Genomic DNA, 21,216 nt, shown 5'->3' on the forward strand with positions numbered 1-21,216 from the left:
GGATCCGAATTTTTTGCACAACCCCTTTCTTGATCTTTTCTTACTGTTTGCACACTTTTCAGCCCCTTCGAGTGGATCTTGCGCGATCAGGGCCGTTTTCCACAGGATCCGTCACTTCAGTTGGTTGTAATTCCACCGCCAGCGTCTAGTATTGCCGGTAAATATGATCCCGACGTGAGGCTATTACCATGTCCGATGCAGTACGTTCTTATCTTCATTACTCTCCTAAACTGGGTCAACGCGTCATGATCGACCCTTCCAGCGTGGTGATCGGCAACGTTGAGCTGGCCGATGACGTCAGTATCTGGCCATTGGTTGCTATCCGCGGCGACGTGAACGCAGTAAAAATTGGTGCACGCAGCAATATTCAGGATGGCAGCGTGTTGCACGTGACCCATAAGTCTGAACATAACCCTGAAGGTTATCCGTTGCTGATCGGTGAAGACGTTACCGTTGGGCACAAAGCCATGTTGCACGGCTGTGCCATTGGCAATCGAGTACTGGTAGGAATGGGATCGATCCTGCTGGATGGTGCAGTAATAGAAGATGATGTAATGATTGGCGCCGGCAGCTTGGTCGCGCCGGGTAAACGACTGGCGAGCGGTTATCTTTATATGGGTAGCCCGGCACGCCAGGTTCGTCCACTGACCGCCGCCGAGCGAGAGGGGTTGCTTTACTCTTCTACTAACTATGTTCGCTGGAAAGACGAATACTTGTCAGAAGATATCTGACAAGCGCCCGTTCCCTCACCGGAGAACGGGCCGGAATTTACGCGGCCAGTTCGTGACGCAGCTGACGCAATACCGGTTCGATCTCCGGCATTACACCATGCCACAACAGAAACGCATGCGCGGCCTGCCCCACCAGCATCCCTAAACCGTCGGCATATTCTGTGGCACCCTGTTGCTGCGCCCAGGCCAGGAAGGGTGTTAATCCTTGCTGATAAAACATGTCATAACAACGGGTATGGCCATTGACCGTACCAACCGGTAACGCCGGGATGTCACCACTGATACCGGATGCCGTTGCGTTAATCACTAAATCAAACTGTTGTTGATCGAGTTGATCCAGAGGCAACGCGGATATTTCACCCAGGTGCTGGAATACCTGCGCCAGTGTCTGCGCACGGCTAAAAGTACGGTTGGTGATCACCACTTCACAGCCAAAAGACAGTAGTGGCAAGATCACGCCGCGCGCCGCGCCACCCGCCCCCACCAGCAGGATACGATCCTTCGGTTGGATCAACCCCTGACGTTCAAGATCGGTCAGCAGGCCGATCCCATCGGTGTTGTCACCCAGTAACCCGCCGTCTGGCAGTATTTTCAAGGTATTTACCGCACCGGCCAGCGAGGCCCGTTGACTCAGTTCAGTCGCCGCCTCGTAGGCCTTCTCTTTAAAGGGAACCGTGACGTTCGCTCCCTGACCACCAGCCTGAATAAACGCCTGCAGAGTGGTTTCAAAACCGTCCAGCGGCGCCAGCACCGTACCATAAGGGTGTTCTATACCTGTTTGGGCGGCAAATAGCGCATGAATACGCGGTGATTTGCTGTGACCGATAGGGTTACCGAATACCGCAAACTTCTCCATGTACATGACCTCTAGCCTTGACGGATTTGCTTACCGGTCAGGACATCTCTGATTTCAGAAGGGTTAAGACGGCCACCGACGCTGCCGGCCAGCACCGGGAAAGCGGCACCAAACTGCTGCTGCACTTCATCGGCGCTGCGGCAAGGCTCTTGCCCGCTGAGATTGGCGCTGGTCGATACCAGCGGTTTGCCAAACTGCCGGCAAAGTTGCTGCACCAATGGGTGGTCGCTAACACGTACCGCCAACGAGTTGAAACGACCGGTTAGCAAGCGTGGCGTTTCCGGCCTGGCAGGAATTACCCAGGTCACCGGGCCCGGCCAACTGGCAAACATCGTGGCACGCTGCTGCTCACTCAGCACGGTGTCATCTATATAAGGTGTTAGCTGCGCATAATCGGCCGCAATCAGGATCAGTCCCTTTTCCCAGGGACGCTGTTTCAGTGCCAATAAGGCATTAACCGCCTGCTCGCTGTCGGGATCGCAACCCAGGCCAAATACCGCCTCGGTCGGGTAGGCAATGACCTGGTGATTATACAGCGCGTCAATAATTGGCAGGAAGGTGGCAGTGGATTCTGAGTTCATGATGTCATTATTCTGTAGTGACTACGGGTTTCCCGCAAAGTTTACTGGCACAGCAAAGGGTTGGGCCTTTCGCCGTGCGCTTTTCCATCAGCAACGGATAGTGGCAGTACTCACACTCACCGGCGACGGGTTTAAAATTGAGAACAAACTGGCATTCAGGGTAGCGATCGCAAGAGTGGAACACCTTGCCATAGCGCGATTTGCGCTGCAGCAGTTTGCCCTGCTCGCACTGCGGACAGCTGATACTGGTTTCGTCCGGTTTATCGATGACCTCGGTGTGGTCGCACTCCGGATAGTTGCTGCAAGCGATAAACATACCGTAACGGCCCTGACGCAAGGCCAGCGTCGCCTGGCATTTCGGGCATTCCTGCCCATCCAGCATTTTGACGATATGGCCATCGGCCTGCGCTTTCAACGGCCGGATATGTTGGCATTCAGGATAACGGGAACAGCCGAGGAAGGGGCCGTGGCGACCACTGCGGATCACCAACTCGGCCCCGCATTCCGGACAGGGTTCATTTTGCCTGGCGGCAAAAATCGCTGCTTTTGTCATAACTTCTTCTATTCATGTTATCGGCTCAGTGCAGATAACCTTCGTTTACTTCAAACAACAGTTCTTCCATTTGCTGATAGGCACTTTCATATCCGGGGATATTAAACAGCACCATCAACACCACCCATTTCAGATCTTCGAGATCGAATTCCGTGTTATCCAAAGCCATAACACGATCGATAACCATTTCACGGGTTTCGAGGTTCAATACCTGAATCTGCTCCAGGAACAGGAGGAAACCACGGCAACTGGCATCCAAACGCACGCCTTCTTCTTCGGTGTAAATCCGCATTGCCAGCGGATCGGCATCCATAAAATACGGCGCATTTTCGCCTTCCTGCAGGTCGGCGAGTTTTTCAAGCCAATTCAACGCGTTGTAGATATCATCCCGATGAAACCCCGCCTGAGCGAGATCATCGGTCAGTTGATCCTGATCGACGCGCATCTCTGGTTCATTGTGGATATAAGTTTCAAACAAGTACATCAGTACGTCGAACATGGCCTGCCCTCCTTATTCGGACATAGCCGCCGGGTACAGCTGCGATCCACCCTGCTAACTCCAGATCGAGTAACTTGATTACCACCTCTGGCACAGGTTGGCCGGCACGTTCAGCGACGACGTCAACAGGTGTCACCTCATCTCCTACGTTAGCCAACACATCGGCAAATGGCAATTCAACTTCGGCTTCTGACGCACAAATAGTTGTATTTTCGTTCAGCGACAGCCAATGCAGGCCGCTTCCCAGTTGCTCAGCGATCTCTTTCGGCCCGGTAACCAGATAGGCCCCCTGCTGGATCAGCCAATGCGTACCTTCACTCATTGGGTTGCCCAGTGCCCCGGGTAAAGCAAAAACCTCACGCCCCTGTTCCAGAGCGTAACGGGCAGTAATCAGCGTACCGCTGCGCAGGGAGGCTTCGATGACCACCACGCCCAGGCTTAATCCACTGATAATGCGATTACGGCGTGGAAAGTGGTCAGGCATCGGCAGATCGGTGGCCAGATACTCAGAAACCAGGGCTCCGCCGCTTTCAACGATCTGTTCTGCCAGGCGTTGATGCCGGCGCGGATAGATGTTGGCCAGGCCGCTGCCCAGAACGGCGACGGTTCCCCCTTCAGCAGCCAACGCTGCACGGTGGCAAATACTGTCGATGCCAAGGGCCAGCCCGCTGGTGATGGTAAACCCACAGTGCACCAATCCGGTGGCAAAGTAATTGGCCCAGTGTTCACCGTAATGGCTGAACTGCCGACTGCCAACCATAGCGATTTGCGGCTGCTGCACGGCTGCCGGGTTACCCTTTACCAACAGCAGCAAAGGTGCATCATCGATAGGGAGCAGCCGCTCCGGGTAGTCAGCCTCGCCATAGATCCACAACAGGTTTTCAGGCTGTTCCAACCAGGTAAGCGTAGCGGCCAGGTAGCGTGGATCCACCTGGCGAAACTGGGCCTGCTGCCGGTCATTCAGCCCCAACTCCCGCAGCAAAGAATACGGCGGCCCACCGGCCGTCACCATTTGCCGTATTATCTGGCTGGCTTGTGCCGTATCCAGCCCGGTGACCCCACGCATTCGTATGCCGATTTCCTGTGCCTGCATCGCCTGTTCCCTCGCAGAAAATGGTGGTATTACCAATTCGAGCAATTGGTGCGCAATGCTGTCAATCAGGCTGGGAAATGTCTAGAATAGAAGCTAAACCTCGTTTATCACTCGGATACAGATCTCAAGATATATGTCAGTATTGCAGGTATTACATTACCCAGACGACCGGCTGCGCAAAGTCGCGGCCCCGGTTAAAGAAGTCAATGCGAATATCCAGCGCATCGTGGATGATATGTTTGAAACCATGTACGCAGAGGAAGGCATTGGCCTGGCTGCGACACAGGTGGATATCCATCAGCGCATTATCGTCATTGACGTTTCTGAGAACCGCGATCAGCGCCTGGTGCTGATCAACCCGGAACTGCTGGAAAAAGGCGGTGAAACCGGGATTGAGGAAGGTTGCCTTTCCATTCCCGAACAGCGTGCTTTAGTCCCGCGTGCCGCTACGGTGAAAATCAGAGCGCTGGATCGCGACGGCAAACCTTTTGAGCTGGAAGCCGACGACCTGTTGGCCATCTGTATCCAGCACGAAATGGATCACCTGGTAGGCAAGCTGTTCGTCGATTACCTGTCGCCACTGAAGCGCCAGCGTATTCGTCAGAAACTGGAAAAAATGGCCAAGCTTAACGCCCGCGCCTAACCGATCAGGAAATCAACGTGTCTGACTCTTTACGGATTATTTTCGCCGGAACTCCAGACTTCGCAGCGCGTCATCTTGACGCGCTGTTGTCATCTGGGCACCAGATTGTCGGGGTTTTCACCCAACCTGACCGCCCTGCCGGTCGCGGCAACAAGCTGACACCCAGCCCGGTCAAGGTTCTGGCCGAGCAGCACCATTTACCGGTGTTTCAGCCCAAATCACTGCGCCCGGAAGAGAACCAGCACCTGGTTGCCGATCTCAACGCCGATGTCATGGTGGTTGTGGCTTATGGTCTGATCCTGCCCAAAGCGGTGCTGGATATGCCGCGACTCGGTTGCATCAACGTCCACGGTTCACTGCTGCCACGCTGGCGTGGTGCCGCCCCGATCCAACGTTCCCTCTGGGCCGGCGATAACGAAACCGGCGTGACCATCATGCAGATGGACGTGGGTTTGGACACTGGCGATATGATGCACAAGATCGCCTGCCCGATCGAAGCCGCTGACACCAGCGCCAGTCTGTACGACAAGCTGGCTCAGCTTGGCCCGCAGGGTTTGCTGACCACGCTGCAGCAGATGGCTGAGGGTACGGCGAAACGTGAAGTGCAGGATGAATCGCTGGTTACCTACGCCGAAAAGCTGAGCAAAGAAGAAGCTCGCCTGGACTGGAGCCTGTCCGCTACGCAACTTGAACGCTGTATTCGTGCCTTCAACCCGTGGCCAGTCAGCTATTTCACCATTGACGATCAACCGGTGAAGGTATGGCAAGCAACGGTGCTGACGCAGAGCACGGACGCAGAACCTGGCACCATCGTCCATGCCGACAAGCACGGCATTCAGGTGGCGACCTCCGAGGGTATTCTTAACCTGACTCAACTGCAGCCGGCAGGCAAAAAACCCATGTCAGCGCAGGATCTGCTGAACTCACGTCGTGAATGGTTTACACCGGGCAACCGGTTATAAACCGCCCCCACTGCCCGGCCGATAATCGCCGGGCTGTTTCTTTCTTAATGCCGATCGTTATCAGCTTTAGCCTATGAAAAACAATTACAATCTCCGCAGCATCGCTGCCAAAGCCATCGGCCAGGTGCTGGATCAGGGCCAGTCACTCAGTACTGTCCTGCCGTCACTGCAAAAGACCATTTCTGACAAGGACCGTGCTCTGCTGCAGGAACTGTGCTTCGGCACCCTGCGCGTGCTGCCGCAGCTGGAATGGTGTATTCAACAATTAATGGCCAAGCCAATGACCGGCAAGCAGCGTACGCTGCACTATTTGCTGATGGTCGGCTTATACCAACTGCTGTATACCCGTATTCCCGCTCACGCGGTGCTGGCGGAAACCGTGGAAGGCGCAGTTGCGCTGAAGCGCCCGCAGCTTAAAGGTCTGATCAACGGCGTACTGCGCCAGTTCCAACGTCAGCAGGAAGAATTGCTGCAACGTGCTGCCAATAATGACAGCCGCTATCTGCACCCAAGCTGGCTGTTGAAGCGTATCCAACAGGCCTATCCCGCGCAGTGGGAACAGATTATTGATGCCAATAATCAGAAACCGCCAATGTGGCTGCGCGTCAACCGCTTGCATCACACTCGCGAAGCCTATTTACAGTTGATGGAACAGGCTGATATCGCCGCCGAACCGCATGCCGAATATCGCGATGCCGTGCGTTTGCTTGCGCCATGCCCCGTTACCGATCTGCCGGGCTTTGCCGACGGCTGGGTCACCGTGCAAGATGCCTCCGCTCAGGGTTGTGTCGATCTGCTGGATCCGCAAGACGGAGAGCAGATCCTCGATTTGTGCGCAGCTCCCGGCGGTAAAACCACCCACATTTTAGAAGCGGCTCCCAAAGCCCATGTGATGGCCGTCGATATCGATGAACAACGTCTGAGCCGGGTCAAAGAAAACCTGCAACGCCTGCGTTTACACGCTGAAGTGAAGCAGGGCGATGGCCGCACTCCGCAACAATGGTGCGGCGACAAGCAGTTCGATCGTATTTTGTTGGACGCCCCTTGCTCAGCTACCGGTGTGATCCGCCGCCATCCAGATATCAAATGGCTGCGTCGCGATCGAGACATCGCTGAGCTGGCCGCGCTGCAGGCCGAGATTATTGAGGCCATCTGGCCGCATCTCAAAAGCGGAGGCGTGATGGTGTATGCCACCTGCTCCATTCTGCCGGCAGAAAACTCAGAGCAGATTAGCGCCTTCCTTCAGCGTCATCCCGAGGCCCGTCTGGTTGAAACCGGCAACGAGCAACAGCCTGGCCGACAGAATCTTCCACATCCAGAGGATGGGGATGGCTTCTTTTACGCTAAGCTGATTAAAATGTAGCTGTTCAGTACTCTGGGCGCGGCTGTTGCGCCCTTTCAGATAATCTTCAGCGGTTTCAGTGTGAAGCAGAGAAGCGAATGAAAATAATTATTCTTGGCGCGGGTCAGGTTGGCGGGACACTGGCGGAAAACCTGGTGGGCGAAAATAACGATATTACCGTCGTGGATACCGACTCCGGCCGCCTGCGTCAGTTACAGGATAAGTTCGACCTGCGGGTTGTTCAGGGCTATGGCTCTCATCCACGCGTGCTGCGAGAAGCAGGGGCTGAAGATGCCGATATGCTGGTTGCCGTCACCAACTCAGACGAAACCAACATGATTGCCTGTCAGATTGCCTACTCGCTGTTTAATACCCCTAACCGAATCGCCCGCATCCGTGCGCCAGAATATATCCGTGAGTCAGAGAAGCTGTTTAATCCGGAAGCGGTGCCCATTGACCACCTGATCTCACCAGAACAGCTGGTTATCGATTACATCTATAAATTGATTGAATACCCGGGCGCGCTGCAAGTAGTCAACTTTGCAGAAGGCAAGGTCAGCATCGCCGCAGTAAAAGCTTACTACGGTGGCCCGTTAGTGGGTAACGCTCTGTCTTCAATGCGTGAACATATGCCGCACATTGATACTCGCGTCGCTGCTATCTTCCGCCAGGATCGACCGATTCGCCCGCAGGGTTCCACTATTATTGAAGCCGGTGATGAAGTGTTCTTTGTTGCCGCCTCGCAGCACATCCGTGCGGTAATGAGTGAACTACAACGATTAGAGAAACCCTATAAGCGCATCATGATTGTCGGGGGAGGCAACGTCGGTGCGGGCCTGGCGCAACGGTTAGAGAAATCCTACAACGTGAAGCTGATTGAACGTAATCAGCAACGTGCCGCAGAACTGGCCGAGCAACTGCATGACACCATCGTATTTTATGGCGATGCCTCGGACCAGGAACTGCTGGCGGAAGAACATGTTGATCAGGTCGATGTCTTTATCGCTATCACCAATGACGACGAAGCAAACATTATGTCGGCTATGCTCGCCAAGCGCATGGGCGCCAAAAAGGTCATGGTGTTGATTCAGCGTCGTGCCTATGTTGACCTGGTACAGGGCAGCGTCATCGACATTGCCATTTCCCCACAACAGGCAACCATTTCAGCGCTGTTGGGCCATGTAAGAAAAGCAGATATTGTCAGCGTTTCCTCACTCCGCCGCGGTGTCGCGGAAGCCATCGAAGCCATTGCGCACGGTGATGAGAGTACCTCAAAAGTGGTCGGTCGCACCGTTGAAAATATTAAATTGCCGCCGGGTACCACCATTGGTGCCATTGTGCGCGGTGATGACGTTATTATTGCCAACGGCAGCAGCAAAATTGAACAAGGCGATCATGTCATTATGTTTATAACCGACAAAAAGTTCGTTCCTGACGTTGAACGCCTGTTCCAACCAAGTCCATTCTTCTTGTAGAACAAATGTAGTAATAGATGGTCTATAATTGCGAAGTTGTTCTCCGCCATGGAAGGAGATAAAAGTTTTCGCTCCTTTTGTGGCAAAGGGAAATTGCTTTGTTAAACTTGAGTTATTAAATTCTGCAAGGGGTGCGTTCTATGAGTATGATGAAAGAGTTCCGCGAGTTTGCCATGCGTGGCAACGTGGTCGACTTGGCAGTAGGTGTGATTATTGGTGCGGCATTCGGTAAGATCGTATCGTCTTTCGTTGCAGATATCATTATGCCACCACTGGGCTTGCTGATTGGCGGCGTTGACTTCAAACAATTCCACCTGGTATTACGCGAAGCTCAGGGCGCGATTCCTGCAGTAGTAATGAACTACGGTTCATTCATCCAGACCATTTTCGATTTTGTGATTGTTGCCTTCGCTATTTTCCTGGCAATTAAATTAATGAATAAAGTGCGTCGTAAACAGGAAGAAGAGCCAGCAGCGCCTCCGGCACCGACCGCAGAAGAAAAACTGCTGACTGAAATTCGTGATTTACTGAGTCAACAGCAACAACCTAAACTGTAAAACAGTTTCTCCTGCGCGACTAAAAAGCCATCTTATTAAGATGGCTTTTTTAATGCCTTAAAACCAGAAGGCCAGTGGTAAATTATCGCTTGATAGTTTACCACTGGCCTCCCAGTTTCCGCCTTTTGCATGTTTGTCTTTACGCCGGTAGCTGCCCTTGCCTTTGGTATTTTTCTCTACCCTTTGTCGGAATAACGGATCGTGCAACAGTGCCTCAATGGCATTGTCCTGTATCTGGCCTTTGGTATGACGGTATTTAGTCATGGTAATGCTCCTAGTTTATCTATGGATATAAATCGTGGCGATAATACTGCCGGCCGTATAAAAATTAAAGTGCTGATAGCCCATTCAGGCACCTTTTTTAGTTTTATCATCACTGGCACCTTGCTCAAGCGCCTCCAGGATGGAGCAATAATTGCTGGTATGCGCGCTACCGCAGCAGGCATCGCTAAGACGCTTTAGCGATTCACGCATCCGTGTTAGTTCTTTAAGCTTATTTTCAACATCACTGAGCCGCGCATCGACAATCGACTTCGATTCCCGACAGGTATGGTGCTCGGGATCAACACGGATCGACAACAGTTCGGCGATAGTTTCCAACGTGAAACCGAGCTGCTTGGCATAACGGATAAAACGCAGCCGCTGCAGGTCTTGATCGCTGTACAACCGATAACCGCCCTCGGTACGGATATTATGATCCATCATTCCCTGCTTCTCGTAATAACGCACGGTATCCGGCGTCACGTCAGCAAGCTTTGCCAGTTGGCCAATCTTAAGCATCACTCATCCTCCGATGAAAATTTGCCACTCAGTGCACGTTGATATTCACCATGCAAAAAATCAGTACTCATTCCTGCTTGTCGTAAACGGTGTTCCAGTAACGCCATTCGTTTGCCAAGTTCGGCATAGTCCGGATGCTCACTACCAATCCCTTGCAGCAAACGAGCTATATTCAAAGCCTCTTTGCGATCTTCTAACTCAGCGGGTAAATAGCCGGCGTTTTTAAGCAAGCGGAAGCCGGTACGCAATTCTGCAGGTACCGCACTGTCATCATCCAATTCAAGTGGCTGACCCTGGCCCGGTAAATTATCTAATTCCCCTTTGGCCTGCGCATCCAGGATATGACGTTCTGCCCATTGATCGAGTAACCACATAACATGATCTCTCAGTAGAGCTGATTAATAGCGTTAGCATAGCGGATAGGGACGGGGATCTTAAGTCAGGAAGGGAAATAACGCACGTTTGGCTGATGATGGACGTAAAAAAACCGGGCAAGCCCGGTTTTTCCACGCGTCTACAGATTACTCTGCAGTTGCTACTTCTGCTTGAGACTCAGCACGATCAACCAGCTCGATGTATGCCATCGGCGCGTTGTCGCCTGCGCGGAAGCCACACTTCAGAATGCGAGTGTAACCACCGGCACGGCTCGCAAAACGCGGGCCTAGCTCGTTAAACAGTTTTGCCACGATCTCGTTATCACGAGTACGGGCGAATGCCAGACGACGATTAGCTACGCTGTCGGTCTTGGCAAGAGTAATCAGCGGCTCAACAACGCGACGCAGCTCTTTTGCTTTTGGCAAGGTCGTCTTGATGATCTCATGACGAACCAAAGAGCCGGCCATGTTACGGAACATAGCCTGGCGGTGGCTGCTGTTACGGTTCAGTTGACGACCACTCTTACGATGGCGCATGACCTTATCCTTCTCAGTAAAACCTTAACCTGTGATCCGGTTACTCGTCAGCAATGCTTGCCGGTGGCCAATTTTCCAGGCGCATGCCCAGAGATAGACCACGGGAGGCCAGCACGTCTTTAATCTCAGTAAGAGATTTTTTACCCAGGTTCGGCGTTTTCAGCAACTCAACCTCGGTACGCTGTACCAGATCACCGATGTAGTGGATAGCTTCTGCCTTAAGGCAGTTAGCAGAGCGGACAGTCAATTCCAGATCGTCAACAGGGCGCAGCAGAATCGGATCGAATTCTGGTTTCTCTTCTTTAACTTCTGGTTGACGAACATCACGTAAGTCAACAAAAGCTTCAAGTTGTTCAGCCAGGATGGTTGCCGCACGGCGGATCGCCTCTTCAGGATCGATCGTGCCATTGGTTTCCATTTCGATGACCAGCTTGTCCAGGTCAGTACGCTGTTCTACACGCGCTGCTTCAACATTGTAGGCAATACGCTCTACAGGGCTATAGCAGGCGTCAACCAACAGACGACCGATCGGGCGCTCATCTTCTTCCGAATGAATTCGGGCAGAAGCCGGCACATAACCACGACCACGTTGAACTTTGATACGCATGCTGATAGCAGCGTTTTCATCGGTCAGGTGGCAGATCACGTGCTGAGGCTTGACGATTTCGACATCACCATCATGGGTAATGTCGGCAGCGGTCACAGGGCCAATGCCAGATTTATTCAGGGTAAGGATAACTTCATCTTTCCCTTGAACTCTCACCGCCAGCCCTTTCAGGTTGAGCAGGATCTCCAGGATATCTTCCTGTACGCCTTCTTTGGTGCTGTACTCATGCAGTACACCATCAATCTCAACCTCGGTCACCGCGCAACCCGGCATAGACGAAAGCAGAATACGGCGCAGTGCATTGCCGAGAGTATGGCCAAAGCCACGCTCTAACGGCTCAAGGGTCACCTTGGCGTGCGTCGAACTGACTTGCTCGATATCTACCAGGCGCGGTTTTAGAAACTCTGTCACAGAACCCTGCATTGTGTCCTCTCTTTGGTACTAAGCCTTACTTGGAGTAAAGCTCGACGATCAGGTGTTCGTTAATGTCCGCAGACAGATCGGTACGTTCAGGCATACGCTTGAACACGCCTTCCATCTTAGCAGCATCAACTTCAAGCCAGGTCGGCTTTTCACGCTGCTCAGCCAGCTCCAGAGAAGCTTTAACACGAGATTGCTTTTTAGCCTTCTCGCGGATGCTGACTACGTCATTCGGAGATACCTGATAAGAAGCGATGTTAACAACGCGACCATTTACCATAATTGCTTTGTGGCTAACCAACTGACGTGACTCTGAACGAGTAGCGCCGAAGCCCATACGGTAAACAACGTTGTCCAAACGACCTTCCAGCAGTTGCAACAGGTTTGCACCGGTGTTGCCCTTCAGGCGTGCTGCTTCTTTGTAATAGTTACGGAATTGACGCTCCAGAACACCGTACATACGGCGAACTTTTTGCTTTTCACGTAACTGTACACCGTAGTCAGACAGACGCGGTTTACGCGCACCGTGTTGACCAGGCGGTTGCTCAATTTTACACTTGGTATCGATCGCGCGAACGCCAGACTTCAGGAACAAGTCTGTGCCCTCACGGCGGCTAAGCTTGAGCTTAGGACCCAAATATCTTGCCATTTTCTTTCTCCAACAAACCTAAAAGCAGCGTTATACGCGGCGCTTTTTCGGCGGACGACAACCGTTGTGAGGGATAGGAGTCACATCAGTAATATTAGTGATGCGGAAACCAGCGGCGTTCAGAGCACGAATAGTTGATTCGCGGCCTGGACCCGGTCCCTTAACCATAACTTCCAGATTCTTGATACCGTATTCTTTTACTGCGTCAGCACAACGTTCTGCTGCAACCTGAGCTGCAAACGGAGTTGACTTACGAGAACCACGGAAACCAGAACCACCGGCAGTTGCCCAACCCAATGCATTACCCTGACGATCGGTAATAGTTACAATGGTGTTGTTGAAAGAAGCATGGACATGAGCCACGCCGTCAGAGACTTGCTTTCTTACACGCTTACGTGTACGAACAGGTGCCTTTGCCATTATTCAATCACCCTGATTATTTCTTGATCGGTTTACGCGGACCCTTACGGGTACGTGCGTTGGTCTTCGTACGCTGACCGCGAACTGGCAGACCACGACGATGACGCAAACCACGGTATGTACCAAGATCCATCAGACGCTTGATGCTCAGGGTAACTTCACGACGCAAATCACCTTCTACGGTGAATTTGGCGACTGCTTCACGCAGCTGTTCGATTTGCTCTTCAGACAGCTCACTGATCTTAACACTTTCGGCAATACCCGTAGACGCACAGATAGACTGTGAGCGGGTTTTACCGATTCCGAAGATCGACGTTAAGGCGATTACGGTATGTTTATGATCAGGAATGTTAATGCCTGCTATACGGGCCACTATGCACTCCTACTATTTTATACGGCAACACCATTCTGAAAAGCCCGTTTTCAGGATACTCAAATAATGTTGCAGCTACATACAAAAGATTGGCTGGCTAATCTAGCCAGCTCAACCCAACTTTGCAAGAAAAATATGCGAGATAATCAGCCTTGACGCTGTTTATGCTTCGGCTCGGCGCTGCAAATCACACGAACGACACCGTTACGCTTAACGATTTTGCAGTTACGACATAATTTCTTGACGGAAGCACGAACTTTCATTTTTACTCTCCGTAACTTCTCAAACGAACCCGTTAGCGGTTATAGCCTTTCAGGTTTGCTTTCTTCAATGCAGACTCGTACTGACTTGACATCATCAGAGTTTGCACTTGAGCCATAAAGTCCATGATGACGACAACCACGATCAGTAGCGAGGTACCACCAAAGTAGAATGGTACTTTCATTGCATCACGCATGAACTCCGGGATCAGGCAGATGAAAGTAATGTACATCGCGCCCACCAGGGTTAAACGCGTCATTACTTTATCGATGTACTTCGCCGTTTGCTCTCCCGGACGAATTCCTGGTACGAAGGCACCGGACTTCTTCAGGTTATCTGCTGTCTCACGCGGGTTGAAAACCAACGCCGTGTAAAAGAAACAGAAGAAGATGATTGCAGACGCATAGAGTAACACATAAAGCGGTTGCCCTGGCTGCAAATACAGCGAAATCGTTGTCAGCCAGTTCCAACCGGTACCGCCCCCAAACCATGATGCAATCGTGGCCGGGAACAGAATAATGCTGGAAGCGAAGATTGCCGGGATAACCCCTGCCATATTCACTTTCAACGGTAAGTGTGTGCTCTGTGCTGCATAAACACGACGACCTTGTTGACGTTTCGCATAGTTAACGACGATACGACGTTGACCACGTTCGATGAAAACAACGAAGAAGGTTACTGCAAACACCAATACTGCAACCAACAGCAACAGGAGGAAGTGCAGGTCGCCTTGCCGGGCTTGCTCAATAGTATGGGCCACAGCCGGCGGGAGTCCCGCTACAATACCTGCAAAGATAATGATCGAGATACCGTTACCGATACCGCGTTCAGTAATCTGTTCACCCAGCCACATCAGGAACATTGTCCCGGTAACCAAGCTCACTACTGCAGTAAAGTAGAACGCAAAGCCTGGGTTTAACACCAGACCCTGCATACCAGGCATATTCGGCAGACCGGTAGCAATACCGATCGACTGGAATATGGCCAACACCAGCGTACCGTAACGGGTGTACTGACTAATCTTGCGACGGCCAGCCTCCCCTTCTTTCTTAATTTCTGCTAACGCTGGATGAACCACCGTTAACAGCTGGATAATGATCGACGCCGAAATATACGGCATGATCCCCAGAGCGAAGATAGAAGCACGGCTGAGGGCACCACCAGAGAACATGTTAAACATTTCAATGATAGTGCCTCTCTGCTGCTCGAGCAATTTGGCAAGCACAGTGGCATCGATACCAGGAATCGGAATAAAAGAGCCGATACGGAAGACAATCAGCGCGCCGATAACAAACAAAAGTCTGCGCTTCAGCTCGCCGAGTCCGCCTTTAGCACTTTGAAAATCTAATCCTGGTTGCTTAGCCATCTGCTACTTATTCCTCAATTTTACCGCCAGCAGCTTCGATAGCAGCACGAGCGCCTTTGGTGACACGCAGACCACGCAGGGTAACCGGACGAGCGATTTCGCCAGAAAGCATAACTTTCGCGAATTCGATCTGGACACCAACAACGTTAGCGGCTTTCAGCGTGTTCAGGTCGATTACGTCGCCTTCAACAAGAGCCAGTTCAGACAGACGAACTTCTGCCGTGATCATAGCTTTGCGAGAGGTGAAGCCGAATTTCGGCAAACGACGATATAAAGGCATCTGACCACCTTCAAAACCACGACGTACGCCACCGCCAGAACGTGAGTTCTGACCTTTGTGACCACGACCAGCGGTTTTACCCAGGCCAGAACCAATACCACGACCTACACGCTTAGGCGCATGCTTGGCACCTTCAGCCGGAGACAGAGTATTTAAACGCATCTGTTACTCCTCAACCTTAACCATGTAGGAAACCAAGTTGACCATACCACGTACAGCAGGAGTATCCTCACGCTCTACAGTATGACCAATACGACGCAGACCTAAACCGATCAGGGTTGCCTTGTGCTTTGGCAAACGGCCGATGCTGCTTTTTGTTTGAGTTACTTTAATAGTCTTTGCCATGGTTATTTCCCTAGAATTTCTTCGACGGACTTACCACGCTTAGCAGCGACCATTTCTGGGGATTTCATATCTTCCAAAGCAGCAATAGTTGCACGAACCACGTTAATCGGGTTAGTAGAACCATATGCTTTAGCTAATACGTTATGAACCCCTGCAACTTCCAGAACGGCGCGCATTGCACCACCGGCGATGATACCGGTACCTTCGGAAGCTGGTTGCATGAACACACGAGAACCCGTATGAGCACCTTTAACAGGGTGCTGCAGAGTACCGCTATTCAAAGCAACATTAATCATAGCGCGACGGGCTTTTTCCATCGCTTTCTGGATCGCTGCCGGAACTTCGCGTGCTTTGCCGTAGCCAAAACCAACGCGACCGTTACCATCACCAACTACTGTCAGTGCGGTAAAGCTGAAAATACGGCCACCTTTTACGGTTTTAGATACGCGGTTTACCGCGATCAGCTTTTCCTGCAGTTCGCCAGCTTGTTTTTCGATGTGAGCCATCTTAAACCTCTTCCTTAGAACTGAAGGCCAGCTTCACGGGCAGCATCTGCCAGTGCCTGGACTCGACCATGATATTGGAAACCGGAACGGTCAAAGGAGACTTTAGAGATCCCTTTTTCCAACGCGCGCTCAGCCAGAGCTTTACCTACGGCTGCTGCTGCGTCTTTGTTACCGGAATACTTCAATTGCTCTGTGATAGCTTTTTCTACAGTAGAAGCGGCTACCAGTACTTCAGAACCATTTGGAGCAATTACCTGTGCGTAAATGTGACGCGGGGTACGATGTACCACCAGGCGGGTTGCACCCAGTTCTTTGATCTTACGGCGTGCGCGGGTCGCACGACGGATACGAGCAGATTTCTTATCCATAGTGTTACCTTACTTCTTCTTAGCCTCTTTGGTACGCACGACTTCGTCGGCGTAACGGACACCCTTGCCTTTGTAAGGCTCAGGACGGCGGTAGGCACGCAGATCTGCAGCAACCTGGCCAATAACTTGTTTATCAGCGCCTTTCAGCACGATTTCAGTTTGGCTTGGGCATTCAGCAGTAATACCTGCTGGCAGCTGGTGATCGACCGGGTGAGAGAAGCCTAAGGCTAAATTCACCACGTTGCCTTTAACAGCAGCACGATAACCAACACCTACCAGTTGAAGCTTCTTGGTGAAGCCTTCGGTAACACCAACGACCATTGCGTTCAGCAGAGCGCGCGTGGTACCCGCTTGGGCCCATGCGTTTGCAAAACCTTCGCGCGGGGCGAAAGTCAGTGCATTAGCTTCTTGCTTCACTTCAACGGCGTTGTGGACAGTACGAGTCAGCTCGCCGTTCTTACCCTTTATCGAAATAACCTGACCGTTGAGTTTTACCTCTACGCCGGCAGGAATGACGACGGGTGCTTTTGCAACACGAGACATTCTTTCCTCCCGAATTAAGCTACGTAGCAGATAATCTCGCCACCAAGACCTGCTTGGCGAGCTGCACGATCGGTCATAACACCTTTAGAGGTAGAAATAACAGCAATACCCAAACCAGCCATAACTTTTGGCAGCGCATCTTTTTTCTTGTAGATACGCAGACCTGGACGGCTGATTCGCTGAATGCTTTCTACCACTGCCTTGCCCTGGAAGTACTTCAGTACCAGTTCCAGAACAGGCTTGGTGTCGCCTTCGATTTTGAAATCTTCAATAAAACCTTCTTCCTTCAGCAGGTTGGCAATTGCCACTTTCAGCTTGGAGGAAGGCATGGTGACCGCAACTTTGTTCGCGGCTTGACCGTTACGGATACGGGTCAGCATATCCGCGATCGGATCTTGCATGCTCATCTGTCTTTACTCCCGTGATTCAATTGGTAATTACCAGCTAGCCTTTTTCAAGCCTGGTACTTCACCGCGCATAGCGGCTTCACGTAACTTGATACGGCTCAACCCGAATTTGCCCACATAACCATGTGGACGGCCAGTTTGGCGGCAGCGTTTACGCTGACGAGACGGGCTGGAATCACGCGGCAGAGTTTGCAGCTTGAGAACAGCATCCCAACGATCTTCGTCGGAAGAGTTCACACCAGAAATGATAGCTTTCAGTTCCTCGCGTTTAGCGCGGTACTTTTCAGCCAGTTTCACGCGAACGACTTCGCGTGCTTTCATTGATTGCTTAGCCATCAGTAACCCTGCCTTACTTACGGAACGGGAAGTTAAAAGCAGCCAACAGCGCGCGGCCTTCATCATCAGATTTCGCAGTAGTGGTAATGGTAATATCCAAACCACGAACGCGGTCGACTTTGTCATAGTCGATTTCTGGGAAGATGATTTGCTCACGCACACCCATGCTGTAGTTACCACGGCCATCGAATGACTTAGCGGACAAGCCACGGAAGTCACGGATACGTGGAACAGCAATGGAAATCAGTCGCTCAAAGAACTCCCACATGCGTTCGCCACGCAGAGTTACTTTACAGCCGATCGGATAGCCCTGGCGGATTTTGAAGCCTGCAACAGATTTGCGTGCTTTGGTGATGAACGGCTTTTGACCGGAGATTGCTGCCAGATCCGCTGCTGCATTATCCAGCAGTTTCTTGTCAGCGATCGCTTCACCAACACCCATATTCAGGGTGATCTTCTCGACCCGAGGGACTTGCATGACAGAGTTGTAATCAAACTGAGACATCAGTTGTTTGACTACCTCGTCTTTGTAGTAATCATGCAGTTTCGCCATCGTATTACTCCAAATTACTTGATAGTTTCGCTGTTAGATTTGAAGAAACGGACTTTTTTCCCGTCTTCGAATCTAAAGCCTACACGGTCAGCCTTACCGGTAGCCGCGTTGAAGAGAGCAATGTTAGAAACCTGAATTGCAGCTTCTTTTTCAACAATGCCACCTGGTTGGTTCAGGGCCGGGACCGGCTTCTGATGTTTCTTAACCAGGTTAATACCTTCAACAATGACCTTACCAGCAGACAGGACATTTTTTACTTTACCGCGTTTACCTTTGTCTTTCCCGGTAAGCACGATAATTTCGTCATCACGACGGATTTTCGCTGCCATGTTTCGCTCCTTAGAGTACTTCTGGTGCCAGAGAGATAATTTTCATGAACTTCTCATTACGCAGTTCACGAGTTACCGGCCCAAAAATACGCGTACCGATAGGTTGCTCGCTGTTATTGTTTAAAATAACGCATGCATTACCATCGAAGCGAATGACAGAACCGTCCGGGCGACGTACACCCTTCTTGGTGCGCACCACTACCGCCTTCAGCACATCGCCTTTCTTCACCTTACCGCGAGGAATTGCTTCCTTGATGGTAATTTTGATGACATCGCCAATGCCTGCGTAGCGACGGTGCGAGCCACCTAGAACCTTGATACACATTACGCGACGTGCACCGGAGTTGTCGGCCACGGTCAGCATAGTCTGTTCTTGGATCATGTTAGTGCTCCGCTAATGTCAACTACAACTTTAGGACCTATTACTAGATCGTTGAAAAGCCCCATAACCGAGGGCGCAGCATTATAACACCGCTTCCAAAGTATGGGTAGAAAAAATAAACGGCTCATTTTCTGAGCCGTTTATAAGTTAGAGCCAGCTACTCTATTACAGAATCGCTTTCTCTACAACGCGAACCAACGTCCAAGACTTAGTCTTAGACAGTGGACGGCATTCGCGGATTTCTACCACGTCACCGATACCACATTCGTTGTTCTCGTCATGTACGTGCAGCTTGGTCGTACGCTTGATGAATTTCCCGTAGATCGGGTGCTTCACCGTGCGCTCGATAGCAACAACCATGGATTTCTCCATTTTGTCACTAATAACACGACCCTGCAGAGTACGGTTAATATCAGTCATTTACACACCCGCCTTTTCAGTCAGTAAAGTCTTAACGCGTGCGACATTACGACGCACTTGTTTCAACAGGTGAGTTTGTTGCAGCTGGCCACTTGCCGCCTGCATGCGCAAGTTAAATTGCTCACGCAGCAGGTTGAGCAGCTCAGTGTTCAGCTCTTCAACGCTTTTTTCACGCAGCTCTTGTGCTTTCATTACATCACCGTCTTAGTTACAAAGGTGGTTTTGATCGGCAATTTAGCTGCAGCCAGCTTGAATGCCTCACGGGCGACCTCTTCTGGTACACCGTCCATTTCGTACAGGACTTTCCCAGGTTGGATCAGGGCAACCCAATATTCCACGTTACCCTTACCTTTACCCATACGCACTTCGAGCGGCTTCTCGGTAATTGGTTTGTCCGGGAATACACGGATCCAAATTTTACCTTGACGCTTAACTGCACGAGTCATTGCACGACGAGCTGCTTCGATTTGACGAGCAGTCAGACGGCCACGGCCAACAGCTTTCAGACCGAAAGTGCCGAAGCTAACATCCGTACCCTGCGCCAGACCACGGTTGCGGCCTTTGTGCATCTTACGGAATTTTGTACGCTTTGGTTGTAACATCAGCGACTCTCCTTACTTGCGGCCTTTACGCTGCTGCTTTTTAGGTTGAGCAGCCGGTTCCGGTTGTTCAACTGCAGCCATACCACCCAGGATCTCACCTTTGAAGATCCATACCTTAACGCCGATTACACCATAAGTGGTGTGCGCTTCAGATGTGTTGTAATCGATATCCGCACGCAGTGTATGCAACGGAACACGACCTTCACGGTACCATTCGGTACGCGCGATTTCAGCACCGCCAAGGCGGCCGCTTACTTCAACTTTGATACCTTTAGCGCCAAGACGCATTGCATTCTGTACAGCACGCTTCATAGCACGACGGAACATAACGCGACGTTCCAACTGTGAAGTGATGCTGTCAGCAACCAATTTAGCGTCAAGTTCCGGTTTACGGACTTCGGCGATGTTAATTTGCGCAGGAACGCCAGCGATGTTCGCTACGACCTTACGCAGTTTTTCGACATCTTCACCTTTCTTGCCGATAACGATGCCTGGACGAGCAGTGTGAATAGTCACACGGATGCTCTTCGCAGGACGCTCGATAACGATGCGAGAAACGGAAGCTTTCGCCAGTTCCTTAATCAGGAATTGACGAACTTTAAAGTCGCTGTCCAGGTTGTCAGCGAATTCTTTGGTATTCGCATACCAAGTAGAGTTCCAAGGTTTGACAATACCCAGGCGAATACCATTAGGATGTACTTTCTGACCCATTGCTAGTCTCCAGAGTCTCAGCGATCGGACACAACCACAGTAATGTGGCTGGTGCGCTTCAGGATGCGATCTGCACGACCTTTTGCACGCGGCATAATGCGCTTCATGCTTGGGCCTTCGTCTACGAAGATTTTCGTGACTTTCAGATCATCGATGTCAGCGCCATCGTTGTGTTCTGCGTTAGCAATGGCAGACTCCAGCACTTTCTTAACCAGACCAGCAGCTTTCTTGTTGGTGTAGGCCAGAGTTTCCAGAGCTTGCGACACTTTCTTACCGCGGATCAGGTCTGCAACAAGGCGGACCTTCTGTGCAGAAGAACGAGCGTGGCGATGTTTAGCGATAGTTTCCATCTCTT

General features: G+C 51.4%; 36 protein-coding genes. 6 read left to right on the plus strand and 30 right to left on the minus strand.

What is annotated here, in order from left to right:
• Window positions 1–188: 188 nt before the first annotated feature.
• Complete coding sequence (locus NHG65_RS23725; RefSeq protein WP_085119627.1) at window positions 189–731, plus strand: gamma carbonic anhydrase family protein; 543 nt, start codon at window positions 189–191, stop codon at window positions 729–731.
• Window positions 732–768: 37 nt separating this feature from the next.
• On the opposite strand, the gene aroE is transcribed toward NHG65_RS23725, so the two are convergent.
• The 5 genes from aroE to dprA are packed head-to-tail and all read right to left on the minus strand — an operon-like array spanning window position 769 to window position 4,313.
• Entirely contained in the window at window positions 769–1,587 is an 819-nt protein-coding gene (aroE, locus tag NHG65_RS23730) for a shikimate dehydrogenase (protein WP_099065726.1), read from the minus strand.
• An 11-nt stretch (window positions 1,588–1,598) separates the two neighbouring features.
• Window positions 1,599–2,168, minus strand: a complete 570-nt coding sequence (gene tsaC / locus NHG65_RS23735) for an L-threonylcarbamoyladenylate synthase type 1 TsaC (RefSeq protein WP_283603962.1) — start codon at window positions 2,166–2,168, stop codon at window positions 1,599–1,601.
• A gap of 7 nt (window positions 2,169–2,175) precedes the next feature.
• On the minus strand, window positions 2,176–2,721 hold the full coding sequence (locus tag NHG65_RS23740; RefSeq protein WP_099065716.1) for a DNA topoisomerase family protein: 546 nt from the start codon (window positions 2,719–2,721) through the stop codon (window positions 2,176–2,178).
• A 25-nt stretch (window positions 2,722–2,746) separates the two neighbouring features.
• A complete protein-coding gene (gene smg, locus NHG65_RS23745; RefSeq protein WP_012147203.1) occupies window positions 2,747–3,220 on the minus strand; it encodes a DUF494 family protein Smg in 474 nt (157 codons plus the stop codon).
• On the minus strand, window positions 3,192–4,313 hold the full coding sequence (dprA, locus tag NHG65_RS23750) for a DNA-protecting protein DprA (protein ID WP_499182744.1): 1,122 nt from the start codon (window positions 4,311–4,313) through the stop codon (window positions 3,192–3,194). The genes smg and dprA overlap by 29 nt, the downstream gene beginning before the upstream one ends.
• A 133-nt stretch (window positions 4,314–4,446) precedes the next feature.
• Here dprA and def point away from each other — a divergent pair, with 133 nt between their 5' ends.
• From def to mscL, 5 genes are all read left to right on the plus strand, one after another.
• Window positions 4,447–4,956, plus strand: a complete 510-nt coding sequence (gene def / locus NHG65_RS23755; protein ID WP_085119631.1) for a peptide deformylase — start codon at window positions 4,447–4,449, stop codon at window positions 4,954–4,956.
• 17 nt (window positions 4,957–4,973) lie between these two features.
• A complete protein-coding gene (gene fmt / locus NHG65_RS23760) occupies window positions 4,974–5,918 on the plus strand; it encodes a methionyl-tRNA formyltransferase (RefSeq protein WP_261418399.1) in 945 nt (314 codons plus the stop codon).
• A 73-nt stretch (window positions 5,919–5,991) separates the two neighbouring features.
• On the plus strand, window positions 5,992–7,281 hold the full coding sequence (gene rsmB, locus NHG65_RS23765) for a 16S rRNA (cytosine(967)-C(5))-methyltransferase RsmB (RefSeq protein WP_219017119.1): 1,290 nt from the start codon (window positions 5,992–5,994) through the stop codon (window positions 7,279–7,281).
• Window positions 7,282–7,358: 77 nt separating this feature from the next.
• A complete protein-coding gene (gene trkA, locus NHG65_RS23770; protein WP_099065720.1) occupies window positions 7,359–8,735 on the plus strand; it encodes a Trk system potassium transporter TrkA in 1,377 nt (458 codons plus the stop codon).
• A gap of 140 nt (window positions 8,736–8,875) precedes the next feature.
• Window positions 8,876–9,292: a large-conductance mechanosensitive channel protein MscL gene (gene mscL, locus NHG65_RS23775; protein ID WP_085119635.1), complete on the plus strand. Its 417-nt coding sequence runs from the start codon at window positions 8,876–8,878 to the stop codon at window positions 9,290–9,292.
• Between the two features lie 57 nt (window positions 9,293–9,349).
• Here mscL and NHG65_RS23780 read toward each other — a convergent pair whose 3' ends face one another.
• From NHG65_RS23780 to rplV, 25 genes are all read right to left on the minus strand, one after another.
• Window positions 9,350–9,556: an alternative ribosome-rescue factor A gene (locus tag NHG65_RS23780; protein WP_085119636.1), complete on the minus strand. Its 207-nt coding sequence runs from the start codon at window positions 9,554–9,556 to the stop codon at window positions 9,350–9,352.
• A gap of 84 nt (window positions 9,557–9,640) precedes the next feature.
• Window positions 9,641–10,072, minus strand: a complete 432-nt coding sequence (zntR, locus tag NHG65_RS23785; protein ID WP_099065721.1) for a Zn(2+)-responsive transcriptional regulator — start codon at window positions 10,070–10,072, stop codon at window positions 9,641–9,643.
• Complete coding sequence (locus NHG65_RS23790) at window positions 10,072–10,446, minus strand: DnaJ family domain-containing protein (protein ID WP_219017120.1); 375 nt, start codon at window positions 10,444–10,446, stop codon at window positions 10,072–10,074. The genes zntR and NHG65_RS23790 overlap by 1 nt, the downstream gene beginning before the upstream one ends.
• Before the next feature lie 147 nt (window positions 10,447–10,593).
• Window positions 10,594–10,983 carry a 50S ribosomal protein L17 gene (rplQ, locus tag NHG65_RS23795; protein ID WP_004929726.1) on the minus strand — a complete coding sequence of 130 codons (390 nt, stop codon included), beginning with the start codon at window positions 10,981–10,983 and terminating at the stop codon, window positions 10,594–10,596.
• A 40-nt stretch (window positions 10,984–11,023) separates the two neighbouring features.
• On the minus strand, window positions 11,024–12,013 hold the full coding sequence (locus NHG65_RS23800) for a DNA-directed RNA polymerase subunit alpha (protein WP_002919219.1): 990 nt from the start codon (window positions 12,011–12,013) through the stop codon (window positions 11,024–11,026).
• Window positions 12,014–12,038: 25 nt separating this feature from the next.
• Window positions 12,039–12,659 (minus strand): 30S ribosomal protein S4, encoded by a 621-nt coding sequence (rpsD, locus tag NHG65_RS23805; RefSeq protein ID WP_012147212.1) that lies wholly within the window; start codon window positions 12,657–12,659, stop codon window positions 12,039–12,041.
• A 30-nt stretch (window positions 12,660–12,689) separates the two neighbouring features.
• A complete protein-coding gene (gene rpsK / locus NHG65_RS23810; protein ID WP_004951128.1) occupies window positions 12,690–13,079 on the minus strand; it encodes a 30S ribosomal protein S11 in 390 nt (129 codons plus the stop codon).
• Between the two features lie 16 nt (window positions 13,080–13,095).
• Complete coding sequence (rpsM, locus tag NHG65_RS23815; protein ID WP_085119639.1) at window positions 13,096–13,452, minus strand: 30S ribosomal protein S13; 357 nt, start codon at window positions 13,450–13,452, stop codon at window positions 13,096–13,098.
• Between the two features lie 146 nt (window positions 13,453–13,598).
• Entirely contained in the window at window positions 13,599–13,715 is a 117-nt protein-coding gene (gene rpmJ, locus NHG65_RS23820; protein ID WP_002227352.1) for a 50S ribosomal protein L36, read from the minus strand.
• A 32-nt stretch (window positions 13,716–13,747) separates the two neighbouring features.
• Window positions 13,748–15,079 (minus strand): preprotein translocase subunit SecY, encoded by a 1,332-nt coding sequence (secY, locus tag NHG65_RS23825; RefSeq protein ID WP_004929740.1) that lies wholly within the window; start codon window positions 15,077–15,079, stop codon window positions 13,748–13,750.
• Between the two features lie 7 nt (window positions 15,080–15,086).
• Window positions 15,087–15,521, minus strand: a complete 435-nt coding sequence (rplO, locus tag NHG65_RS23830; protein ID WP_012147214.1) for a 50S ribosomal protein L15 — start codon at window positions 15,519–15,521, stop codon at window positions 15,087–15,089.
• A 3-nt stretch (window positions 15,522–15,524) separates the two neighbouring features.
• The gene (rpmD, locus tag NHG65_RS23835; protein ID WP_002213339.1) at window positions 15,525–15,704 is read right to left on the minus strand and encodes a 50S ribosomal protein L30; all 180 of its coding nucleotides are present in this window, start codon (window positions 15,702–15,704) and stop codon (window positions 15,525–15,527) included.
• 2 nt (window positions 15,705–15,706) lie between these two features.
• Window positions 15,707–16,210 carry a 30S ribosomal protein S5 gene (rpsE, locus tag NHG65_RS23840; protein ID WP_004951140.1) on the minus strand — a complete coding sequence of 168 codons (504 nt, stop codon included), beginning with the start codon at window positions 16,208–16,210 and terminating at the stop codon, window positions 15,707–15,709.
• A gap of 14 nt (window positions 16,211–16,224) precedes the next feature.
• Window positions 16,225–16,578 carry a 50S ribosomal protein L18 gene (gene rplR, locus NHG65_RS23845; protein WP_037425856.1) on the minus strand — a complete coding sequence of 118 codons (354 nt, stop codon included), beginning with the start codon at window positions 16,576–16,578 and terminating at the stop codon, window positions 16,225–16,227.
• 9 nt (window positions 16,579–16,587) lie between these two features.
• Window positions 16,588–17,121, minus strand: coding sequence for a 50S ribosomal protein L6 (gene rplF / locus NHG65_RS23850; RefSeq protein WP_012147217.1), 534 nt, complete (start codon window positions 17,119–17,121; stop codon window positions 16,588–16,590).
• A 14-nt stretch (window positions 17,122–17,135) separates the two neighbouring features.
• Window positions 17,136–17,528: a 30S ribosomal protein S8 gene (rpsH, locus tag NHG65_RS23855; RefSeq protein WP_004951149.1), complete on the minus strand. Its 393-nt coding sequence runs from the start codon at window positions 17,526–17,528 to the stop codon at window positions 17,136–17,138.
• A 30-nt stretch (window positions 17,529–17,558) separates the two neighbouring features.
• Window positions 17,559–17,864 carry a 30S ribosomal protein S14 gene (rpsN, locus tag NHG65_RS23860; protein ID WP_012147218.1) on the minus strand — a complete coding sequence of 102 codons (306 nt, stop codon included), beginning with the start codon at window positions 17,862–17,864 and terminating at the stop codon, window positions 17,559–17,561.
• Window positions 17,865–17,877: 13 nt separating this feature from the next.
• A complete protein-coding gene (rplE, locus tag NHG65_RS23865; RefSeq protein ID WP_004951155.1) occupies window positions 17,878–18,417 on the minus strand; it encodes a 50S ribosomal protein L5 in 540 nt (179 codons plus the stop codon).
• A 14-nt stretch (window positions 18,418–18,431) separates the two neighbouring features.
• Window positions 18,432–18,746, minus strand: coding sequence for a 50S ribosomal protein L24 (rplX, locus tag NHG65_RS23870; protein ID WP_004951158.1), 315 nt, complete (start codon window positions 18,744–18,746; stop codon window positions 18,432–18,434).
• A 10-nt stretch (window positions 18,747–18,756) separates the two neighbouring features.
• Window positions 18,757–19,128, minus strand: coding sequence for a 50S ribosomal protein L14 (rplN, locus tag NHG65_RS23875; protein WP_004951161.1), 372 nt, complete (start codon window positions 19,126–19,128; stop codon window positions 18,757–18,759).
• Window positions 19,129–19,293: 165 nt separating this feature from the next.
• A complete protein-coding gene (gene rpsQ, locus NHG65_RS23880) occupies window positions 19,294–19,548 on the minus strand; it encodes a 30S ribosomal protein S17 (protein ID WP_012147219.1) in 255 nt (84 codons plus the stop codon).
• Window positions 19,549–19,740 (minus strand): 50S ribosomal protein L29, encoded by a 192-nt coding sequence (gene rpmC / locus NHG65_RS23885; RefSeq protein WP_004951169.1) that lies wholly within the window; start codon window positions 19,738–19,740, stop codon window positions 19,549–19,551.
• On the minus strand, window positions 19,740–20,150 hold the full coding sequence (gene rplP, locus NHG65_RS23890) for a 50S ribosomal protein L16 (RefSeq protein WP_004951171.1): 411 nt from the start codon (window positions 20,148–20,150) through the stop codon (window positions 19,740–19,742). Before rplP ends, rpmC begins: the two co-directional genes overlap by 1 nt.
• A gap of 12 nt (window positions 20,151–20,162) precedes the next feature.
• The gene (rpsC, locus tag NHG65_RS23895; RefSeq protein WP_012147220.1) at window positions 20,163–20,861 is read right to left on the minus strand and encodes a 30S ribosomal protein S3; all 699 of its coding nucleotides are present in this window, start codon (window positions 20,859–20,861) and stop codon (window positions 20,163–20,165) included.
• A 17-nt stretch (window positions 20,862–20,878) separates the two neighbouring features.
• Entirely contained in the window at window positions 20,879–21,211 is a 333-nt protein-coding gene (rplV, locus tag NHG65_RS23900) for a 50S ribosomal protein L22 (protein WP_004391423.1), read from the minus strand.
• Between the last annotated feature and the right edge of the window lie 5 nt (window positions 21,212–21,216).

The sequence above is a fragment of the Serratia myotis genome, from assembly GCF_027474885.1.
Classification (GTDB): domain Bacteria; phylum Pseudomonadota; class Gammaproteobacteria; order Enterobacterales; family Enterobacteriaceae; genus Serratia; species Serratia proteamaculans.

Excerpts from the sequence above, each read along its gene's own strand:
- NHG65_RS23725 (WP_085119627.1), top strand. The coding sequence starts at position 189 with ATGTCCGATGCAGTACGTTCTTATCTTCATTACTCTCCTAAACTGGGT.
- aroE (WP_099065726.1), bottom strand. The coding sequence starts at position 1,587 with ATGGAGAAGTTTGCGGTATTCGGTAACCCTATCGGTCACAGCAAATCA.
- tsaC (WP_283603962.1), bottom strand. The coding sequence starts at position 2,168 with ATGAACTCAGAATCCACTGCCACCTTCCTGCCAATTATTGACGCGCTG.
- NHG65_RS23740 (WP_099065716.1), bottom strand. The coding sequence starts at position 2,721 with ATGACAAAAGCAGCGATTTTTGCCGCCAGGCAAAATGAACCCTGTCCG.
- smg (WP_012147203.1), bottom strand. The coding sequence starts at position 3,220 with ATGTTCGACGTACTGATGTACTTGTTTGAAACTTATATCCACAATGAA.
- dprA (WP_499182744.1), bottom strand. The coding sequence starts at position 4,313 with ATGCAGGCACAGGAAATCGGCATACGAATGCGTGGGGTCACCGGGCTG.
- def (WP_085119631.1), top strand. The coding sequence starts at position 4,447 with ATGTCAGTATTGCAGGTATTACATTACCCAGACGACCGGCTGCGCAAA.
- rsmB (WP_219017119.1), top strand. The coding sequence starts at position 5,992 with ATGAAAAACAATTACAATCTCCGCAGCATCGCTGCCAAAGCCATCGGC.
- trkA (WP_099065720.1), top strand. The coding sequence starts at position 7,359 with ATGAAAATAATTATTCTTGGCGCGGGTCAGGTTGGCGGGACACTGGCG.
- mscL (WP_085119635.1), top strand. The coding sequence starts at position 8,876 with ATGAGTATGATGAAAGAGTTCCGCGAGTTTGCCATGCGTGGCAACGTG.
- NHG65_RS23780 (WP_085119636.1), bottom strand. The coding sequence starts at position 9,556 with ATGACTAAATACCGTCATACCAAAGGCCAGATACAGGACAATGCCATT.
- zntR (WP_099065721.1), bottom strand. The coding sequence starts at position 10,072 with ATGCTTAAGATTGGCCAACTGGCAAAGCTTGCTGACGTGACGCCGGAT.
- NHG65_RS23790 (WP_219017120.1), bottom strand. The coding sequence starts at position 10,446 with ATGTGGTTACTCGATCAATGGGCAGAACGTCATATCCTGGATGCGCAG.
- rplQ (WP_004929726.1), bottom strand. The coding sequence starts at position 10,983 with ATGCGCCATCGTAAGAGTGGTCGTCAACTGAACCGTAACAGCAGCCAC.
- NHG65_RS23800 (WP_002919219.1), bottom strand. The coding sequence starts at position 12,013 with ATGCAGGGTTCTGTGACAGAGTTTCTAAAACCGCGCCTGGTAGATATC.
- rpsD (WP_012147212.1), bottom strand. The coding sequence starts at position 12,659 with ATGGCAAGATATTTGGGTCCTAAGCTCAAGCTTAGCCGCCGTGAGGGC.
- rpsK (WP_004951128.1), bottom strand. The coding sequence starts at position 13,079 with ATGGCAAAGGCACCTGTTCGTACACGTAAGCGTGTAAGAAAGCAAGTC.
- rpmJ (WP_002227352.1), bottom strand. The coding sequence starts at position 13,715 with ATGAAAGTTCGTGCTTCCGTCAAGAAATTATGTCGTAACTGCAAAATC.
- secY (WP_004929740.1), bottom strand. The coding sequence starts at position 15,079 with ATGGCTAAGCAACCAGGATTAGATTTTCAAAGTGCTAAAGGCGGACTC.
- rplO (WP_012147214.1), bottom strand. The coding sequence starts at position 15,521 with ATGCGTTTAAATACTCTGTCTCCGGCTGAAGGTGCCAAGCATGCGCCT.
- rpmD (WP_002213339.1), bottom strand. The coding sequence starts at position 15,704 with ATGGCAAAGACTATTAAAGTAACTCAAACAAAAAGCAGCATCGGCCGT.
- rpsE (WP_004951140.1), bottom strand. The coding sequence starts at position 16,210 with ATGGCTCACATCGAAAAACAAGCTGGCGAACTGCAGGAAAAGCTGATC.
- rplR (WP_037425856.1), bottom strand. The coding sequence starts at position 16,578 with ATGGATAAGAAATCTGCTCGTATCCGTCGTGCGACCCGCGCACGCCGT.
- rplF (WP_012147217.1), bottom strand. The coding sequence starts at position 17,121 with ATGTCTCGTGTTGCAAAAGCACCCGTCGTCATTCCTGCCGGCGTAGAG.
- rpsH (WP_004951149.1), bottom strand. The coding sequence starts at position 17,528 with ATGAGCATGCAAGATCCGATCGCGGATATGCTGACCCGTATCCGTAAC.
- rpsN (WP_012147218.1), bottom strand. The coding sequence starts at position 17,864 with ATGGCTAAGCAATCAATGAAAGCACGCGAAGTCGTTCGCGTGAAACTG.
- rplE (WP_004951155.1), bottom strand. The coding sequence starts at position 18,417 with ATGGCGAAACTGCATGATTACTACAAAGACGAGGTAGTCAAACAACTG.
- rplX (WP_004951158.1), bottom strand. The coding sequence starts at position 18,746 with ATGGCAGCGAAAATCCGTCGTGATGACGAAATTATCGTGCTTACCGGG.
- rplN (WP_004951161.1), bottom strand. The coding sequence starts at position 19,128 with ATGATCCAAGAACAGACTATGCTGACCGTGGCCGACAACTCCGGTGCA.
- rpsQ (WP_012147219.1), bottom strand. The coding sequence starts at position 19,548 with ATGACTGATATTAACCGTACTCTGCAGGGTCGTGTTATTAGTGACAAA.
- rpmC (WP_004951169.1), bottom strand. The coding sequence starts at position 19,740 with ATGAAAGCACAAGAGCTGCGTGAAAAAAGCGTTGAAGAGCTGAACACT.
- rplP (WP_004951171.1), bottom strand. The coding sequence starts at position 20,150 with ATGTTACAACCAAAGCGTACAAAATTCCGTAAGATGCACAAAGGCCGC.
- rpsC (WP_012147220.1), bottom strand. The coding sequence starts at position 20,861 with ATGGGTCAGAAAGTACATCCTAATGGTATTCGCCTGGGTATTGTCAAA.
- rplV (WP_004391423.1), bottom strand. The coding sequence starts at position 21,211 with ATGGAAACTATCGCTAAACATCGCCACGCTCGTTCTTCTGCACAGAAG.